16 protein-coding genes, 1 tRNA gene and 1 pseudogene are annotated in these 17,280 nt (G+C 67.2%); 7 read left to right on the top strand and 11 right to left on the bottom strand.

Going from position 1 to position 17,280, the window contains the following annotated elements:
- Positions 1–137 precede the first annotated feature (137 nt).
- Positions 138–812, top strand: a complete 675-nt coding sequence (locus AX767_RS12985; protein ID WP_068631723.1) for a histidine phosphatase family protein — start codon at positions 138–140, stop codon at positions 810–812.
- 25 nt (positions 813–837) lie between these two features.
- On the opposite strand, the gene AX767_RS12980 is transcribed toward AX767_RS12985, so the two are convergent.
- The 5 genes from AX767_RS12980 to AX767_RS12960 form a co-directional block, all read right to left on the bottom strand.
- A complete protein-coding gene (locus AX767_RS12980; RefSeq protein ID WP_068631722.1) occupies positions 838–1,191 on the bottom strand; it encodes a hypothetical protein in 354 nt (117 codons plus the stop codon).
- A 34-nt stretch (positions 1,192–1,225) separates the two neighbouring features.
- Complete coding sequence (locus AX767_RS12975) at positions 1,226–2,383, bottom strand: ABC transporter substrate-binding protein (RefSeq protein WP_068631721.1); 1,158 nt, start codon at positions 2,381–2,383, stop codon at positions 1,226–1,228.
- Positions 2,384–2,568: 185 nt separating this feature from the next.
- Positions 2,569–2,817: a GlsB/YeaQ/YmgE family stress response membrane protein gene (locus tag AX767_RS12970; RefSeq protein ID WP_068631720.1), complete on the bottom strand. Its 249-nt coding sequence runs from the start codon at positions 2,815–2,817 to the stop codon at positions 2,569–2,571.
- A 115-nt stretch (positions 2,818–2,932) separates the two neighbouring features.
- A complete protein-coding gene (locus AX767_RS12965; protein ID WP_068631719.1) occupies positions 2,933–4,597 on the bottom strand; it encodes a response regulator in 1,665 nt (554 codons plus the stop codon).
- 4 nt (positions 4,598–4,601) lie between these two features.
- Positions 4,602–6,116: an ATPase domain-containing protein gene (locus tag AX767_RS12960; protein WP_068631718.1), complete on the bottom strand. Its 1,515-nt coding sequence runs from the start codon at positions 6,114–6,116 to the stop codon at positions 4,602–4,604.
- A 106-nt stretch (positions 6,117–6,222) separates the two neighbouring features.
- Between AX767_RS12960 and AX767_RS12955 the strand changes: the two genes are divergently transcribed.
- Positions 6,223–6,861, top strand: a complete 639-nt coding sequence (locus AX767_RS12955; protein ID WP_068631717.1) for a YbhB/YbcL family Raf kinase inhibitor-like protein — start codon at positions 6,223–6,225, stop codon at positions 6,859–6,861.
- A 15-nt stretch (positions 6,862–6,876) separates the two neighbouring features.
- On the opposite strand, the gene AX767_RS12950 is transcribed toward AX767_RS12955, so the two are convergent.
- Together AX767_RS12950 and AX767_RS12945 are read right to left on the bottom strand one after the other, a co-directional pair.
- Positions 6,877–7,665 (bottom strand): substrate-binding domain-containing protein, encoded by a 789-nt coding sequence (locus tag AX767_RS12950; RefSeq protein ID WP_068631716.1) that lies wholly within the window; start codon positions 7,663–7,665, stop codon positions 6,877–6,879.
- Complete coding sequence (locus AX767_RS12945) at positions 7,662–8,492, bottom strand: creatininase family protein (protein WP_068631715.1); 831 nt, start codon at positions 8,490–8,492, stop codon at positions 7,662–7,664. The genes AX767_RS12950 and AX767_RS12945 overlap by 4 nt, the downstream gene beginning before the upstream one ends.
- A gap of 33 nt (positions 8,493–8,525) precedes the next feature.
- On the opposite strand from AX767_RS12945, the gene AX767_RS12940 reads away from it, so the two are divergent.
- Together AX767_RS12940 and AX767_RS12935 are read left to right on the top strand one after the other, a co-directional pair.
- Entirely contained in the window at positions 8,526–9,326 is an 801-nt protein-coding gene (locus AX767_RS12940) for an SDR family oxidoreductase (RefSeq protein ID WP_068631714.1), read from the top strand.
- 49 nt (positions 9,327–9,375) lie between these two features.
- Positions 9,376–9,451: transfer RNA gene (locus tag AX767_RS12935), tRNA-Gly, on the top strand.
- 57 nt (positions 9,452–9,508) lie between these two features.
- Here the strand turns inward: AX767_RS12935 and AX767_RS12930 are convergent.
- Together AX767_RS12930 and AX767_RS12925 are read right to left on the bottom strand one after the other, a co-directional pair.
- A complete protein-coding gene (locus AX767_RS12930; RefSeq protein ID WP_068631713.1) occupies positions 9,509–10,423 on the bottom strand; it encodes a YcjF family protein in 915 nt (304 codons plus the stop codon).
- A 2-nt stretch (positions 10,424–10,425) separates the two neighbouring features.
- Positions 10,426–11,121, bottom strand: a complete 696-nt coding sequence (locus AX767_RS12925) for a Bax inhibitor-1 family protein (protein WP_068631712.1) — start codon at positions 11,119–11,121, stop codon at positions 10,426–10,428.
- Positions 11,122–11,241: 120 nt separating this feature from the next.
- Here AX767_RS12925 and nhaR point away from each other — a divergent pair, with 120 nt between their 5' ends.
- Positions 11,242–12,156 (top strand): transcriptional activator NhaR, encoded by a 915-nt coding sequence (gene nhaR, locus AX767_RS12920; protein ID WP_068631711.1) that lies wholly within the window; start codon positions 11,242–11,244, stop codon positions 12,154–12,156.
- Here nhaR and AX767_RS12915 read toward each other — a convergent pair.
- The gene (locus AX767_RS12915) at positions 12,127–12,630 is read right to left on the bottom strand and encodes an SET domain-containing protein (RefSeq protein ID WP_068631710.1); all 504 of its coding nucleotides are present in this window, start codon (positions 12,628–12,630) and stop codon (positions 12,127–12,129) included. The two genes, nhaR and AX767_RS12915, sit on opposite strands and share 30 nt — an antisense overlap.
- A 145-nt stretch (positions 12,631–12,775) precedes the next feature.
- On the opposite strand from AX767_RS12915, the pseudogene AX767_RS21030 reads away from it, so the two are divergent.
- Positions 12,776–13,511: pseudogene (locus AX767_RS21030) on the top strand (alcohol dehydrogenase catalytic domain-containing protein).
- A gap of 25 nt (positions 13,512–13,536) precedes the next feature.
- Here the strand turns inward: AX767_RS21030 and AX767_RS12900 are convergent.
- Entirely contained in the window at positions 13,537–14,868 is a 1,332-nt protein-coding gene (locus AX767_RS12900) for a PQQ-dependent sugar dehydrogenase (protein WP_068631707.1), read from the bottom strand.
- Positions 14,869–15,118: 250 nt separating this feature from the next.
- Here AX767_RS12900 and AX767_RS12895 point away from each other — a divergent pair, with 250 nt between their 5' ends.
- Positions 15,119–17,260, top strand: a complete 2,142-nt coding sequence (locus AX767_RS12895; RefSeq protein WP_082755011.1) for a protein-disulfide reductase DsbD family protein — start codon at positions 15,119–15,121, stop codon at positions 17,258–17,260.
- Positions 17,261–17,280 lie beyond the last annotated feature (20 nt).

The following is a 17,280-nucleotide window of genomic DNA, read 5'->3' as shown; positions in this document are numbered from 1 at the left end:
GACGGCAATGAGTAGCTTAGTGTTACATGAAGCACTCCGCCGCTCGGCAATCATTGTTCACATTGGTGCTATCGAAAACATAGCATTCGTCACACGTGGGACAAGAGCGTTCGGCGCTTTTCGCCAGAATCCGCGGCATGGGAACCCTCTATCTAGTGCGACACGGTCAGGCCAGCTTCGGTGCGGCCGACTACGACAACCTCAGCGAACTCGGTCATCGCCAGGCGGTGCGGCTCGGCGAGTACTGGCGCGAGCGCGGCATGACCTTCGATGCCGTCATCACCGGCACGCTCAAGCGCCACCGCCAGACCTGGGAAGGCATTGCAAAGGGCCTGGCGCTCACGCGCGACGACGTGCTGCCGTGGCCGGGCCTGAACGAGTACGACAGCGAAGCCATCGTCGCGACGATCCATCCCGAAAAGCTGCCGAAACCCGACACGCCCGAGCTCTACCGCAAGCACTTCCGGCTGCTGCGCGACGGCCTGGCCGCCTGGATGCAGGGCAAGACCGAGCCGGTCGGCATGCCGAGCTACCTCGGCTTCCTCGAAGGCGTGACCACGGCGCTCGACCATGTGCGCGACACGCACCACGGCGCGAAGGTGCTGGTGGTGTCGAGCGGCGGGCCGATCAGCACCGCCGTCGGCCATGTGCTGGGGACCAGCGCGGAGACAACCATCGAGCTGAACCTGCGCATTCGCAACACGTCGGTCACCGAGTTCGCCTTCACGCCGAAGCGCCACATGCTGGTGACCTACAACACGCTGCCGCACCTCGACGGCCCGGCATACGAAGACTGGATCACCTACTCGTGACCATTTGGCGTGGCGCCGGGCCAGCTCAGGCCTGCCAGACCCCATAGCCCAGCGCCCTCAGCCGGATGGCGAGTTCCACTTCCAACGATTGCGCCGCCGCGTGGGGCTGGGGGTTGTAGCGCTCGTACAGCGCGGGCAGCAGTCCGACGCCGTGGTCCCGCACGAACACATTGGCCTGGATGCCGGCCTTGTGCTTGTCGAAGCGCACGTCCGGGTCGAGCCCCGTCATACCGACATACACGAAGGGCTTGCCCAGCACATGGTCCGGATTGGCGCGCCGGAAGCGCGCGCTGTTCCACACGCGGTCGTCGAGCGCGACGACATACACGTGATAGTGGTGGCTACGGGGCGTCTTGGCCGCCGGCTTCGGAGACCGCATGGGCCCCGATGCTCTCAGTTTTCCAACACGCCGGTCAGCGCAAGACCCGGCCCTCGGCCGTGATGTAGACCAGATCGACCGCCCGCGCGGCGTCGTGCAGCGGCGGGCGCAGATTGATGCGGAAGCCGCCGACATCGAACGCACCCATGCCGGCCATCGCCTTCTGGAGGCTGGCGCGGGTGGCCGTCGGGCCGGCGCGCTTCGCCGCTTCGGCCAGCGCCTTGGCGGCAATAAAACCTTCGAGGCCTTCGTACGACGCGGTCTGGTCGGAGTCCCCCACGGCGGCCAGGTATTCCTTGACGATCGCGACGTTGCCGTTGCTGCGCGGAGACGGCACCACCTGCGAGATCACCACGCCGCGGGTTTCCTTGCCGAGTGCGGTGTAGAGCGGGTCGATGCCGACCACCGAAAAAGTCATGAAGCCGCTGCCGTAGCCCGTCTTGCGCATCTCGCGCACGAAGGCGGCGGTGGTCGGCGACAGCGAAGCCTGGATCACGGTCTGCGGCTGCGCCTTGGCGACCATCGCGACGGCATCGGCCACCTGGGTGCCGCCGGGCTTGACGAAGGCGGCAGCCACCGGCGGCGCCATCTTCAGTTCGGCCGCGGCGTCCTGGATGGCCTGCAGCGCGGCCCGGCCCATGGCGTCGTCGTCGGCCACGACGGCAATGCGCGTCTGGCCGAGGATGCCGCAGTGCCGGAGCATCGCGAACGCTTCGTCGGCCATGCTGGGGCGGACGTGGAAAACATGGGGATGCATCTTGTCGCGCAGCGCGTCGGCCGCGGCGAACGGGGCGAAAAACGCCGCGCCCTGCTGCTGCGCAACCTCCGACGCCGCGGCGCTGCTGGCTGTGCCCACGAAGCCGAACAGCACGTCGGCGCCGTCGGCCAGCAGCTTGGTGGCATTGGCCCTGGCGCGCGTCGCGTCGTAGCCGTCGTCGAGCTGACGCAACTCCAGCGTCGGGCCGGAGCCCCGCTCGTTCCAGCCGTCGATGAACAGTTTGGCGCCGGCGGCAAAGGCCAGACCGATCTCGTTGGCCGCACCCGTCATCGGGTACGACTGCCCCACGATCAGCTTGCCCGCGGCCGCTCGGCGGGCGCTCTGCGCGCGCAGCGGCGCACCGATCAGCCCGGCCGAACCGAGCAACGCCAGCGCCGCGGCGGTCCGGGTGAATCCTCTTCGAGTGGCCTGCATGGTCGACTTTCGGTTGGCACGTGAACAACGTCGCAAACGAACAAAAGACACATTCGTTTACAAAGATGGATCATGAGCCAGGGCCGGATTGCCACGCACAGCCTGCGCACGACGCGCCTGTCGGCTGCGTGAATTTGTGCACAACAGCTGAACTTTGATGCGCAGCGGCCTGCGGGGGGGGGCAATCAGGCCTTGCGAGCGACCAGGCCGTACACGAACAAAAGAATGACGGCGCCGACGACCGAGGCAATGAAGCCGGGGCCCGCACCCGCCACGTACCAGCCCATCGCCTGGCCGAGGTAGGTCGCGATCAGCGAGCCCGCGATGCCGAGCAGCGTGGTGATGATGAAGCCGGCCTTCTGCGTGCCCGGCATGACCGCGCGCGCGACCAGACCCACGATGAAACCGATGATGATGGTCCAGATGATGCCCATGATGTTCCCTGAAAAGTTAAGTGGAGAGGCTTGAAAAACCGGGGCCCATGATAGGGGTGAAACCTGACAGATCGCAGACGACACGGCGGCTTCCTACCGAGGTCCGGGGCCGCGGTTACCGGGCCTGTAGGGCTTTGGAAACGGCCGCAGCCAGCGTCGAAATGTCGAAGGGTTTGATGAGGATCGATTGGGTGCCGAGCACGCGTCCGACCTCCGCCATGTCGGCGTAGCCTGTCGCCAGGATCACCGGAATGTCGGAGGCGTGTTCCCTCGCCCGATCAATCACTTCGGCGCCGTTCATGTCAGGCATGGCGTAGTCGACCACCAGCAGGTCGGGCATCTCCTGAGCCAGCGCCGCCAGGCCCGTGGCACCGTTGGCGGCCTCGCTCACCACGTAACCCAGCATCGACAAGCTCTCGACGATCGCGCGCCGCACTTCAGCGTCGTCTTCGATCACCAGCACCTTCTGGCGCTGCGCGCTCGCTTGCGGACTGTCGGCGCTGACCGCGTCGGGGCCGTCGTTGCGCTCCGAAGAAGCCGGGAAACGCATCTCGACCACGGTGCCACGGCCTTCCTCGCTGCGCACCGTGGCGACACCGCCCGACTGCTGCGCGAAGCCGTAGACCTGGCTCAGCCCAAGACCGGTGCCGCTGCCGACCGGCTTGGTGGTGAAGAACGGGTCGAACACCTTCGACAGCAGATGCAGCGGGATGCCGGTGCCGGTGTCGGACACCGAGACCGCAACATAGGGGCCCGGCGGCAAATCCGCGCCCGCCGTGCCGACCACGCTGACCGCGACGGAGAGCGTCCCGCCGCCCGACATGGCATCGCGCGCATTCACTGCAAGGTTGAGGACCGCCATTTCTAGCTGGTTGGCATCGAGCACCGCCCAGGCCGGCTCGTCGCATGGCCGGATGTCGACAGTGACCGCCGGCCCGACCGACACCGCGACCAGCTCGCGCAGGCCGTCGAGCAGCACATTGACGTCGGTCAGCCGCGGCAGCAGCGACTGGTTGCGCGCAAAGGACAGCAACTGGCCCGTGAGCTTCGCGCCCCGCCCGACGGCCCCCTTGGCGCGCGCCGCGATGCCGAGCACCTTTTCGTCGCTGGCGACACGCGACACCAGGTCGAGGTTCATGTTGACCACGTGCAGCAGGTTGTTGAAGTCGTGCGCGATGCCACCGGTGAGGCGACCGATCGCTTCCATCTTCTGCACCTGGATCAAGGCCGCCTGCGCACGTTCGCGTTCGGCGATCTCCGCCATCAGCCGGTCGTTGGCGCCCGCAAGCTCGCGGGTGCGCGCCACGATGCGTTCTTCGAGCGCGCCGTTGAGCCGTTCGACCTCGGCGCGCGTGTCTTCCAGCTGCTGCAAGTGCAGCCGCGTGGCGTACTGCCGCCGCCGGGCGCGCACCGCCGCGTCGGCGGCGCGCGCCAGCGTTTCAGCATGCACGGGTCGCTCGAGCACGAACACATTTCCGAGTGTCTGCAACAGCGCCAGTGCCTTGCGCGAGCGCCCGTTGGCGTCGCGCGACGCCAGCACGATGAACGGAAAATCCGACCAGCTCGGCTGGCGCGTGAGCCACAGGCTCAACGGTGCTTCGGGCACCTGCAGCAATGATTCCTCGGTCATGATCGCAGCGGCCGCGCCTTCGTCGAGGTTGGCCAGCATCTGGTCGGCCGAAGCACAGACCAGCGTGGCCAAACTCCGGCTGCCGAGCACCTTCTGGACCACCGTGGCATCGCGGCCACGCGGCGCATGAATCAGTACACGTCCCTCCATGCGTTCAGGCCATCTCGAGGCTGGTCGCGCCCAGCAGCGATATGCCGCCGCTGTACGACGGCACACCGGCCAGCACGCCCTGGAAATCGGTGAGGGCGGGGCCGACTTCGACGCCACCGTCGCCGAGGCGGAACTCGCGGATGGTGAGTTCGTGGCGATGGGTCCGGCTCTTCACGACCGACACCGCCTTCAACAACTGGCCCTGCGATTCGAAGAAACGGAACAGCACGATCGAATCCGACAGGTAGCTCAGGTCGAGGTCGCTGCGCACGTCGCCGATGATCCCGTGCTGGCCCAGCACCAGCATCGTCACGATGCCCTGCTGGTTCAGGAAGGCGAGCAACTCGTGCATCTGCAGCAGCAGGAACTGCGCACCCGGCATCGCCTGCAGGTAGGCGTTCAGGCTGTCGATCACAATGGTTCGGGCCCCGCCTTCCTGCACCGCCTCGCGGACCATGTTGGAAAACCGGCCCGGCGACACCTCGGCCGGGTCGAGCGGAAACACCTGAAGTTGCCCACTGTCGATGTAGTGCCGGATCGGCAGGTTGAGCGCTTCGCAGCGCTGTAGCAAGGTGCCGATGCCTTCGTCGAACAGGTAGTAGGACGCGTTTTCGCCGCGCTGCAGGGCGGCCACCACGCACGACATGGCCGAGGTGGTCTTTCCCACCCCCGACGGACCGATGAACAGGGTGTTGCTGCCGCGCGTGAGGCCGCCCCCCAGCACCGCATCGAAGGCGGCGTTGCCGGTGCTGACCGACACCAGCTCGAAGTCGGCCCGATGCTCCGACGCGATGAGGCGCGGAAAGACCTCGATGCCCCCGGTGTCCAGGTGCACGTCGTGCTCGCCGCCGCGGTACTTCACGCCGCGCATCTTGAGGATGCGCAGATGGCGCCGCACCGGCCCGTAGGCGCCGCTCACCTGGGTGAGACCGAGCACGCCGTGCGCGATGCTGTGCAGCTGGAGGTCGCCGCCGCTGGACGTCATGTCGTCGAGCAGCAGCACGGTGCAGTCGCGTGCCGCGAAGAAGTGCTTCAACGCGAGAATCTGCCGGCGGTAACGCAGCGGATCCTGCGCGAGCAGCCGCATTTCGGAGAGGCTGTCGAACACCACGCGGCTCGGGTTGAGCCGCTCCACCGCCGCCATCACGCCGCGCGTGGTCTCGCCGAGCTCCACCTCCGACGGATACAGGATCGACTGCTCGGCCGACGGGCTGAGCCCTTCTTCAGTGACCAGCTCGAACACCTCCACGCCGTCCAGCGACCAGCCGTGCGAGCCCGCCACGATGCGCAGCTCGTCCGCCGTCTCCGACAGCGTCACATAGAGGCCGCGCTCGCCGAGCGCGCGCGCTTCGAGCAGGAACTGCAGGCCCAGCGTGGTCTTGCCGGCGCCCGGCGAACCTTCGAGCAGATAGAGATGGCCCCGGGGGAGGCCCCCACCCAGAACACTGTCGAGACCGGCGATGCCGGTCGATGCGCGTGGCTGCACGGGGGCAACAAAGGGCGAGAGAGAAGTGACCATGAAAGGGCTGAATGGGAAGTTCTTTTTATTCTGGGTTCAAGCGCTGGAAGGCCTTGTCATGCGTTGTCCTACGTCGAGGTGGGCGTTGGCCGGATATACCCGTCCCATGCTTGAAAAACTCCCTGATGTGATCGGCCACGCCCTGCACGATGTGCGCGCGGGTCTCGACGCCCTCGTGTTCAACACGCTGGGCCTGCGCAGCGGACTCGCTGCCATCGAGGTTTCCAGCCTCGCCTTCGCGGACCACGCGCCGATTCCGTCGCGCTATACCGCCGACGGTATCGGCCACTCGCCACCCGTGCAATGGCGCAACGTGCCGGCCGATGTCGCAACTTTGGTGCTGCTGGTGGAAGACGCCGATTCGCCAACGCCGTCGCCGCTGGTCCACGCCATCGTGGTGGCGCTGCCGCCGAGCGATGGCGGCATCGCCGAAGGCGCGCTCGCGAGCGCTGACCAGGAGGGCACCGGCCTGCACACCGGACGCAACTCCTATCTGCAGGCCGCCTGGCTTCCGCCCGACCCGCCGCCTGGCCACGGCGTGCATCGCTATGCGTTCCAGCTGTTCGCACTGAAGGCGGGCGACGCGTTCTCGGAAACACCGGGACGCGACGAAGTGGTCGATGCGCTGCGTGCCCGCGCGGTGGCGAGCGGAATGCTGATCGGCACCTGCGAGCGACCCGACAGCTCGATCAGGATTGGCGAGAGCGAAGCGGCGCCGGCCGGCATGACACCTGCCGCAGGCTGACTCGCGACGTCCTCGTCAGGGCGGCAACATGCCCTTGGCGCGGATCGTGTCCGCTGCGGCCGCACCGTTCATGCTGGACAGAAACGCCTGCGCAATGGACGCATGTGCCGACGTCGCGGCGACGCCACCCGCGTAGCTCGTGTAGTTCTGGATCTCTTCGGGCAACGGACCCACCAGCGTGACGCCAGCCACCGGCAGGATTTCGCTGATCTGCTGGATCGCCAGGTCGGCCTCGCCGCTGACGATGCGCGCTGCCGAATAGCCACCCTTCACCAGCACGGCCTTGGCGGCCACCTGCGGCGCGATGCCGAGCCGCTCGAACAGACCCTGCAGGTAGATGCCACTCGAACCGCCCGCCGCAGGATCGATGTAGGCCACGGCGCGTGCGTTCAACACGGTCTGGCGGAACTGCTCGACCGTGAGGATCTCGGGTAACGGCGTGCCGGCCTTCATCCCGACGCCCGCCCCGACCCGGGCCAGCGTCACGACGCTCGCCGGCACCACCTTGCCCTGCTCGGCATATTGCTTGAGCACCGGCGGCGTAATGACCACCACATCGAACGGTTCACCGCCATCGACGCGCTTCTGCAAGGCGCCCGCCGTGCCTTCGGCCACCTCGACCTTGTGGCCGCTGCCCGCCTCGAAGGCCGGCACGAATGCCAGCACCACCTGCTTGAACGCGCCGGACGTGAGCACCTTGATCGTGTCGGCCAGAGCGGCCGGCGCTGCGACGCCCAGCAAGAGCGAGAGCGGAACCGCAAGCGCCAGTCGGGCGGAAAGTTTGCGGGAGGGTCGGGTGTTCATCGAGGGTCCTTTCCAAGGGTGCTGAGGGGCAGCCGCGCGACTTCGGCCAGCAGCAAGGCGAGCTGCCGGGCGGCTTCGTCGATCACCGCACGGCCCTTGCCGGCCGTGGCTGCAGCGGCGTTTCCGGCGGCACCCTCGGCGTTGTAGTCCTGCATGGCCCAGCCGAGCTTGGCGCTCTTGCCGTTGCCCAGCAACGCGAAATCGACTGCACGCTGCTGCGAGGCCGACGTGAAGTCTTGCGCGGCGTCCATGCGCACCAGTGCCGGCTGCAGCGCCAGCACCATCGAGGTTTCGATGTCGCCCGCATGCACGCCAAAGCGGTGCTCGTCTGCATCGAACTGCGCCCCCGCCTCCCCGAGCGGCAGGTTGAACCAGCTCACGCTGTAGACGATGAGGTCGTGCGCCTCTCGCAGCTCGCGCGCCACGATGTCCATCGCGCCGACATGGCCGCCATGCGCGTTGAAGAACACCAGCTTCTTCACGCCCGCCCGCGCGACGCCGGCGCCGATGTCTTTCCACAGGCGGATCAGCGTTTCGGCCGACAGCGTGAGCGTGCCCGCGAAGCGCGCGTGCTCGGGGCTGAGACCGATCGACTGGGTCGGCAGCACCAGCACCGAGGCATCGGCCGGCAACAGCGGCAGCGCGGCGGCGACGATGCCATCGGCCAGCAGCGTGTCGACGCCGAGCGGCAGGTGCGGGCCATGTTGCTCGGTCGCGCCGAGCGGCAGCACCGCGACCGTGGTGGCCGGATCGAGCGCCGCGAAGTCGCGCGTCGTCAGGGCGGCCCAGTGACGGTGCGGGCGGGGCGGAGCAGAGGCGTCGGTCATGCGGCAATCTTAGAGCGGTGGTTGAATCGCGGCATGAACCTCCAACTCGACAACCAGCACGTTCTCATCACCGGCGGCAGCAAGGGCATCGGCCTGGCCTGCGCGCTCGGCTTCCTGCGCGAGGGCGCGCGCGTGAGCCTCGTGTCGCGCGACGGCGCCAACCTCGAAGCCGCCCGGCAAACGCTCACCGCCCAGATGGGCGAGGACACCAGCGCGCGGATCGCCGTCTACACCGCCGACCTGAAGCTGCCCGGCGACGCAGTCGAAGCGCTCGACGCGGCCGAGGTGAACTTCGGACCGATCGACGTGCTCGTCAACTCGGCCGGTGCCGCCAAACGCACGCCCCCCGAAGCGCTGGAGCCACTGGTATGGCACGAGGCGATGGAGGCCAAATACTTCACCTACATCCACATGATCGATCCGGTGGTCAAGCGCATGGGCGCGCGCGGGCGCGGCGCGATCGTCAACGTGATCGGCATGGGCGGCAAGGTGGCGAGCCCGATCCACATGCCCGGCGGCGCGGCCAACGCGGCGCTGATGCTGGTGAGCGCGGGCATGGCCGCAGCGTATGCCGGCAAGGGCGTGCGAGTGAACGCGGTGAACCCCGGCCTCACGCTGACCGCGCGGCTGCAGGAAGGCATGAAGGCCGACGCCGGCATGCAGGGCATCGCCACCGACGAGGCGCTCCAGCGCGCCACCGCGAAGTTGCCGCTGGGCCGCATCGCGACACCGGAAGAAATCGCGAACGCCGTCGTGTTCCTCGCATCGCCCAGGGCCAGCTACGTGACGGGCGCGATTCTCGCGATGGACGGCGCCGTGACGCCGATGATCTGAGCCTGCGCAAAAGCGTCCGTTTTGCCCTCTATAATTCGACCCGCTTCATGCGGGATTAGCTCAGTTGGTAGAGCGCAACCTTGCCAAGGTTGAGGTCGAGAGTTCGAGTCTCTTATCCCGCTCCAGAATAAAAAAAATGGCCACCTCCGGGTGGCCATTTTTGCGTTCGGGGTGCGCCGTTTCTAGCGCCGCACCATCGACAGGATTTGCTTGACGTCGATCGTCCGAGCCTTTTCCTGCATCTGCGGCAGGTAGCGCGTCTGCATGCCCTGCGCCTCCTGCATCACATTGGCGTAGGCATCCTTCAGCATCTGCGTCGAGAGCTTCCGGCCGCCGGCGTAATAGCGCTTGGCCACGTGGCCGAGCGCATAGGTCGTCGCGAAGCTCATGCCCGAACTGACCGCCTGCTTGCCCAGCCCGCCGAGCAGTCCGCCGCCGACGCGACCCAGCAAACCACCGAGCAGCTTGCGGCCTGCCTGTTCGAGGTATTGCGAAGTGAGGCCGACACCGACCGTCGCGACGAAATCCTTCACGTGGCCGGAATCGAGCTCGAAGCCATAGGCCTTGCCCACGCGATAGACCAACTTCATCTGCAGCGGAATGATCGCCATGGTCGACAGCGTCTCGGGCAGCAGTTCGAGCGCGCCGTTCAGGATGGCTGCGTTGAGGATCGCCTGATCGAGATCGGCCTCATCGACTGCCGGCCCGGCGGTCGCGAGCGGAACGGTCGCGAGCGCCTGCGCCTGCTCGGTGAACTGCGCAGATGCCGCGGCGTCGAGGCCCAGCGAACTGCGGACATCCGCGAGAAAAGCGCGCTCGGCCTCGGAATGCGCGCCATCGGCATCGCACACGCACACGGCCATTTCGTAGGCCAGGCGTTTCGCGTCCGCGCTGGCCAGCTGCGTGGTCACGTCGGCCAGCGACACGCGCTTCATCAGCACGTCCTGGTAAAGCGCCGGCATGTGCAGCGCGCCGTCTTTCGACAGTCCCTCGGCGATGCGCTTGATTTCCTCGCGCTCGCGTTCGTGCTTGTCGCCATCGACGAACGCCGCCATCAGGCACAGCGTGACGACGGCGCGGGTTTCTTCGGTGCCCATCGTCATTCTTCGCGGCCTCCGCCGATGCCCAGCAGCGCCAGCAACGACGAGAAGACGTTGTAGAGGCTCAGGTACACGCCGAGCGTGGCGGTGATGTAGTTGGTTTCCAGGCCGTCCTTGACGCGCTTCAGGTCATGCAGGATGAAGGCCGAGAAGATGCCGATGGCCAGCACCGACAGCGTGATCATCAGTGCGCTCGACTGGATGAAGAAGTTCGCGATGCCTGCGACCAGCAACATGATCACGCCGATGAAGAGCCACTTGCCCATCGAGGACAGGTCGCGCTTGATGACCGACGACAGCGTCGCCATGCCGAAGAAGATCGCGCCGGTGCCGGCGAAGGCCGTCATGATCAATCCGGCACCGTTGGCCAACCCGAGCACGCTGCCGACCAGGCGCGAGAGCATCAGGCCCATGAAGAAGGTGAAGGCGAGCAGCACCGGCACGCCGGCGGCGGAGTTCTTGGTCTTTTCGATCGCGTACATGAAGCCGAACGCGCCGACGAGGAACACGATCATTCCGATGCCCGGCGACAGCATGCGGGCGACGCCGGTTTCGACGCCGATCCACGCGCCGAGCACGGTGGGCAGCATCGACAACGCGAGCAACCAGTAGGTGTTGCGAAGCACCTGATTGCGTTGGGTGGTGGTCTGCAGGCCGGCGTTGCCAGCGCTGTAGACGGAAGTGGTGTCGTTCATGGAATCTCCTTAGGTGACCAGCGCACCTTATGCATTTCGAGTCTTCGGGAAAAGTCGATTTTTTACCCACTTCTCTTCGAATTTTACGTACGATTGCGGCTTGCTCTCCTACGAAGCCCCATGAACTTCAAACACCTTCACTATTTCTGGGCCGCAGCCAAGGCCGGTGGCATCGTGCGTGCCAGCGAGCAGTTGCACATCACGCCGCAAACGCTGTCGGGACAGATCAAGTTGCTCGAAGAACGCCTGGGCTGCCATTTGTTCCAGAAGAGCGGCCGCGGGGTCGAGCTCACGCCAGAAGGCCGCACGGCGCTCAGCTACGCCGACCAGATCTTTTCGCTCGGCGCCGAACTCGAAAGCGCGCTCGGCCGGCACGGCGAGAGCGGCCGCACGCTGAACTTTCGCGTCGGCATCGCGGACGCGGTGCCCAAGTCGATCGCGTATCGCCTGCTGGAGCCGGCGCTCGGCATCACTGAGCCCGTCCGGCTGATCTGCCACGAAGGCAACTTTCGCGACCTGCTCGGCCAGCTGTCGGTGCAGCGACTGGACCTGGTGATCGCCGACGAGGCGATGGGCAAGCAGACCAGCGTGAAGGCCTTCAACCACCCGCTCGGCGCAACCGCCATGAGCTTCTTCGCGTCGAAAGGCCTGAAGGAATCCTTGAAAGGTGCATTTCCGCAATGCCTGGACGGCGCTCCCATGCTGATCCAGGGTTCGTCGTCGGCGGTGCGCCAGCGCCTGGACCTCTGGCTCGCGGAACACGGACTGCGCCCGCGGCTCATCGGCGAGTTCGACGACGCCGCGCTCTTGAAGGCATTCGGCGGCGAGGGGCGCGGCGTGTTCATGACGCCGACCGTGCTCGAAGACGAAACCTGCGCGCAGTACGGCGTGGAGGTGGTGGGCCGGGCGTCGGAATTGCTCGAAGAGTTTTTCGCGATCTCGGTCGAGCGGCGCATCACGCACCCGTGTGTGGTCGCGATCACGCGGGCCGCGCGCGTGCAGTTCTCAAGGCGCCAGGCCGACAGCCTCGCCTGATTCGACGGTTTCCACGGGCGCCAGCATCGTGCCGCGGCAGCTTTCGGTGCCGCAGTGACACACGTAGTCGGCGGCGGTCGAGCCGTCGTCGGCGGTCAGGCCGTAATCGATGAACAACTCGTCGCCGGCTTCGACGGCGACGAGCGTCTGGAACTTCAGCACCAGCTCGCCGGCCTCGTCGTATTCCTCGACCGCTTCGCAGTTCGGATCGCACGAATGGTTCAAGTGGCGGGTCGCGTTGCCGCCCTTTGCGCCGTCGATGGTTTCGTCGTTCGACAGCATGAAGAGGTAGGTCAGCTGGTCGTTCCAAGTCTTGGCTGCGATCTGGGCGGGCGTGTAGCGCCGGCCTTCGTAGAGGCCGAGAAACGCGCCGGCCGGCAAGGGCCGCGTGGCATAGGCGCCGAGGCCGTGGATGCCGCTGGCGGAAACGCGCAGGTGCGGCGTGGAAGAAGTGGCGGATCGTGACTTGCTCATGGAATTTTCTGCACGCAAGTTCCGCGCGCACTCGGGGTCTGGAATCGGGTCGCGGGGAGGGCCCGGGAGAAGCCCCAGGGCACGCGACGCCGGACCGGCATCCTACCGTTCTGCCCCACCTTCGAAGGATCCGGCCCCGAAAGCCATCGGCTTCTACAACACCTGCCCGGTGGACGACGCGGCCTCGTTGCAAGACATCGAACTCCCCGCGCCCAACCCCGGCGCCCGCGACCTGCTGGTGCGCGTGAAAGCCATTTCGGTGAATCCAGTCGACACCAAGGTGCGCAAGAACGCGGCACCCGAGGCCGGCCAGGCCAAGGTGCTGGGCTGGGACGCCGTCGGCACGGTCGAGGCGATCGGCAGCGCGGTGAAGCACTTCAACGTCGGCGACCGCGTGTACTACGCCGGCCCGATCACCCGGCCCGGCGCCAACAGCGAATTGCACGCGGTCGACGAGCGCATCGTCGCGCTGGCGCCGGAGAGCCTCGACGACGCGCAAGCCGCCGCCCTGCCGCTCACCACCATCACCGCCTGGGAACTGCTCTTCGAACGCTTCGGCGTGGCCAGAGCGGGAGGCTGCGGGATGGCGCGAGGTCGACTACGTCGCCAGCCTCACGCGGACGGCGCAGCACTACGCGCAGATCATCGGATCGCTCGAGCACCAGGGTGCGATCGGCGTGATCGACGACATGCCGACGCTCGACGTGATGCCGCTCAAGACCACGTGCCTCTCGCTGCACTGGAAACTGATGTTCACTCGCTCGCGCTTCGAAACGCCCGACATGGCCGAGCAGGACAAGCTGCTGGCCGAGGTGGCCGAGGTGGCCGCGCTGGTCGAAAGCGGCAAGGCGCAAGGCAAGGTCGTGCTTGAGGGTTTCTGACGGCGCCTTGTCCGTCAGGCGACCGTCAGCGCGCCTTCGAGACGCGCCACACCACGTTGCCGACGTCGTCGGCCACCAGCAGTGCACCGGATTTGTCGAGTGCCACGCCGACCGGGCGACCCTGCGCCTTTTCCTCCGCGTTCAGGAAACCGGTCAGCACATCGACCGGCGGCCCGCTGGGCCGGCCGCCGATGAACGGCACGAACACCACCTTGTAGCCCGACAGTGGCTTGCGGTTCCATGAGCCGTGCTCGCCGATGAAGACGCCGTTCGCGAGCTCGGGCGGCATGCCGCGCGCGCTGGAGAAGGTCATGCCCAGCGGCGCCACGTGCGAGCCGAGCGCGTAGTCGGGCGGGATCGCCTTGGCGACCATGTCCGGACGCTGCGGATTCACCCGGCCGTCGACGTGGCCGCCGTAGTAGCTCCAGGGCCAGCCGTAGAACGCGCCGTCCTTCACCGAGGTGAGGTAGTCGGGCACGAGGTCGCTTCCGATCTCGTCGCGCTCGTTCACCACCGTCCACAGCACCTGCGTATCGGGGTCGAAGCCGAGGCCGTTCGGGTTGCGCAGTCCACTCGCGAAGAGTCGCTTGGCCCCCGACTTCACGTCGACTTCCCAAATCGCCGCGCGGCCTTCTTCGGCGGCCATCCCGTTCTCGCCGATGTTGCTGTTGGAACCGACCGTGACGTAGAGCTTGGTGCCCTCGCGATTGGCAGCGACGTTCTTGGTCCAATGGTGGTTGATGCCGGCCGGCAGGTCGGTGACCACAGTGGGCGGCGTCGCGATGCTGGTCTGCCCCTCGGTGTAGGGCACCTTCACCAATGCATCGGCGTTGGCGATGAAGAGTTCGTTGCCGACCAGCACCATGCCGTACGGCGAGGTGAGGTTCTGCAGGAACACCTGTTTCATCTCGGCCACGCCGTCGCCATTGGCGTCGCGCAGCAACGTGATGCGGTTGGCGCTCGGCACGCCAGCGCCGGCGCGCGCCATCACCATGCCCATCACCTTGTTCCGGATCTGTGCAAAGAGGCCATCGCCGCCATCCTTGGGCTCCTTCGGCTTGGGCGGCTTGTTGCTTTCGGCGACCAGCACGTCGCCGTTGGGCAGCGTGTAGACCCAGCGCGGATGGTCGAGTCCGCGCGCCAGTGCCGTCACGGCGAGGCCGTTGGCGGGTGTCGGGCCGGCGGTGTCGGTCCAGCCGACGGCGGGCGCGATGTTGACGGTCGGGATCATTCGCTTGTCGGGCGCGGCCAGCTGAGGCGCCGGGCCGATGGTGGCTTCGGCAGGCAGTTTGGCGGTTTCCCCGCAGCCCGCCAGGAAGGCGGCGGCGGCGAGCGCGGTGAGGATCGGTCGGTTCATGAAGCAGTCTCCTGTTGGATCGATCATCCAGCGTCGGGGCATTGGTACCTGTCGGCTGCAGGCGCTTTCGGGCGTGGGCACACCCCGGTCATGCATCGCCGCTACCATCGCCGGGTGACCCACGCCCTGTTTCGTGCCCGGCCGGGGCCAGTGCCCGGAACTTGCCAGCGTGCAGCACGCTCCGACTGATCGAATGCTTTCCTTTCGCCTCCCTCTTGCTACGTTTTTGATAGCTTCTTTTGCAGCCTGCATGCCGGCTGCGGCGCAGTTGACGTCGAAAACCGGGGCGGTGGTGACGACGCCGCATGTGCGCGCCGAGTTGGTCGCACAGGCCCCCGACGGGGTCGTGCCCGGTGCGCCGGTGTGGGTCGGCCTGCAAATCGCGCACCAGCCCGAGTGGCACACCTACTGGAAGAACGCCGGTGATTCCGGCTTGCCCACCGAGCTGGCGCTGACGCTGCCGGCCGGCGTGACGGCCGGCAATATCGCCTGGCCGGTGCCGCAGAAGATTCCGGTCGGCACACTCGCCAACTACGGCTACGAAGGCACGGTGCTGCTGCCGGTTCCGCTCACGATCACGCCGGATTTCAAGCCGGCCGTCGCGTTGGCGGGCAACCCCGAAGTCGAGATCAAGCTGCACGCCACCTGGCTGGTGTGTCGCAAGGAATGCATCCCCGAAGAGGGCGACTTCTCGCTCAAGCTGCCGGTGCAGGGCTCGACCGCGCTGCACAAGGTCGATTTCGACGCCTCGCTCGCCGCACAGCCGGCTGCACTGACGCGCCCTGGCGCGGTCTCTGTGCGCGGGCAGACGATCGAGGTGACGCTGGCTGGCCTGCCCGCCGCGGCGCAGAACAAGAAGCTCGCCTTCTTCCCCGAAACCGGCGAAGTGATCCACAACGCCGCGGTGGACGGCAAGGACTGGACGCAACGTTGGGATGGCGGCACCTGGATCGGAACCTTGCCGCTCGCCGAGCAGCGCTCAGAGAGCCCCGACACGATGGCAGTGGTCGTCGCGCTGGCAGCCGGCGACCGGACTGCGGGCCAGCCCTTTGCCTGGCGCGCCGAAGCGCCGGTGCAAGGCCCGTGGCCGCCGGTCGCGCCGCGCGCCACGCTCTCGCCTGCACTCGCGAACGTTCTGGCCGCAGATGCGGCCCGGGCTGCGGCCACCCCGGTGATGGCGGCGGGTTCGTCCACCACCTTTGTCATGGCACTGCTGGGCGCGTTTCTTGGCGGGCTGTTGCTCAACCTGATGCCCTGCGTGTTCCCGATCCTCGCGATCAAGGTGCTGGCCTTCGCGCGCCAGGCCGGCGACCACGGCACGCATCGCCGCGCCGGGCTCGCCTACACCGGCGGCGTGATGCTGTCGTTTCTCGCGCTCGGCGGCGTCATGCTGGCGCTGCGTGCGGCCGGTGCCGGGCTCGGCTGGGGCTTTCAATTGCAGTCGCCCGCGGTGATCGCAGTGCTGGCGGGCCTTTTCACCCTGATCGGCCTCAACCTCGCCGGCGTGTTCGAGTTCAGGCGCATGGCGCCGCAATCGGTTTGCACGGCCCAGGTGAAGCATCCGGTGATGAACGATTTCCTGTCGGGCGTGCTGGCCGTGGTGATCGCCTCGCCCTGCACCGCGCCCTTCATGGGTGCCTCGATGGGCTATGCCGTCGGCCTGCCCGGCACGCAGGCGCTGCTGCTGTTCGCGGCGCTCGGTTTCGGCATGGCGCTGCCCTACCTGGTGGCGGGCTTCGTGCCGGCCATCGCCCTGTTGCTCCCCAAGCCCGGCCCGTGGATGGAAACGCTGCGCCGCCTGCTCGCCTTCCCGATGTTCGCGACCGTGGCCTGGCTGGTCTGGGTGCTCGGCCAGCAGGCCGGCATCGACGGCGCCGGCGCGCTGCTCGCCCTGCTCGTGTGCCTGGCGGCCGTGGTGTGGTCGTTCACGCTCAAGGGCCAATCCAGGCGCGTGGTCGCCGTCCTCCTGCTCGCCGTGACCGTCGGCGTCGCCGGCACGATCGGCCGGAATGTCCTGCAGACCGTGGAGCCCGCCACCGTGGCCGGCGCGGCCAATGCGCGGTGGGAGCGCTGGTCCAGCGAGCGGGCGACCGACCTGATGGCCTCGGGCCGACCGGTGTTCATCGACTTCACCGCCGCCTGGTGCGTGACCTGCCAGTACAACAAGGGCACGCTGGAAGACAAGCAGGTGCTCGCCGATTTCGACGGCAAGAACGTGGCGATGTTGCGGGCCGACTGGACGCGCCGCGACCCGGCGATCACCGCCGCGCTGGCCGCGCTCGGGCGCAACGGCGTGCCGGTGTATGTGTTGCAGGCGCCCGGCAAGGCGCCTGTGGTGTTGACGGAAATCCTGGGCAAGAACGACGTGCGCGCCGCGCTCGCGGCGTTGTAGCCCCGCGCTATTCCTCGCTG

Source organism: Variovorax sp. PAMC 28711 (genome assembly GCF_001577265.1).
Taxonomy (GTDB): Bacteria; Pseudomonadota; Gammaproteobacteria; order Burkholderiales; family Burkholderiaceae_C; genus Variovorax.
Note: the sequence above shows the minus strand (reverse complement) of the source record. Positions and strands in the feature narration are given on the sequence as shown.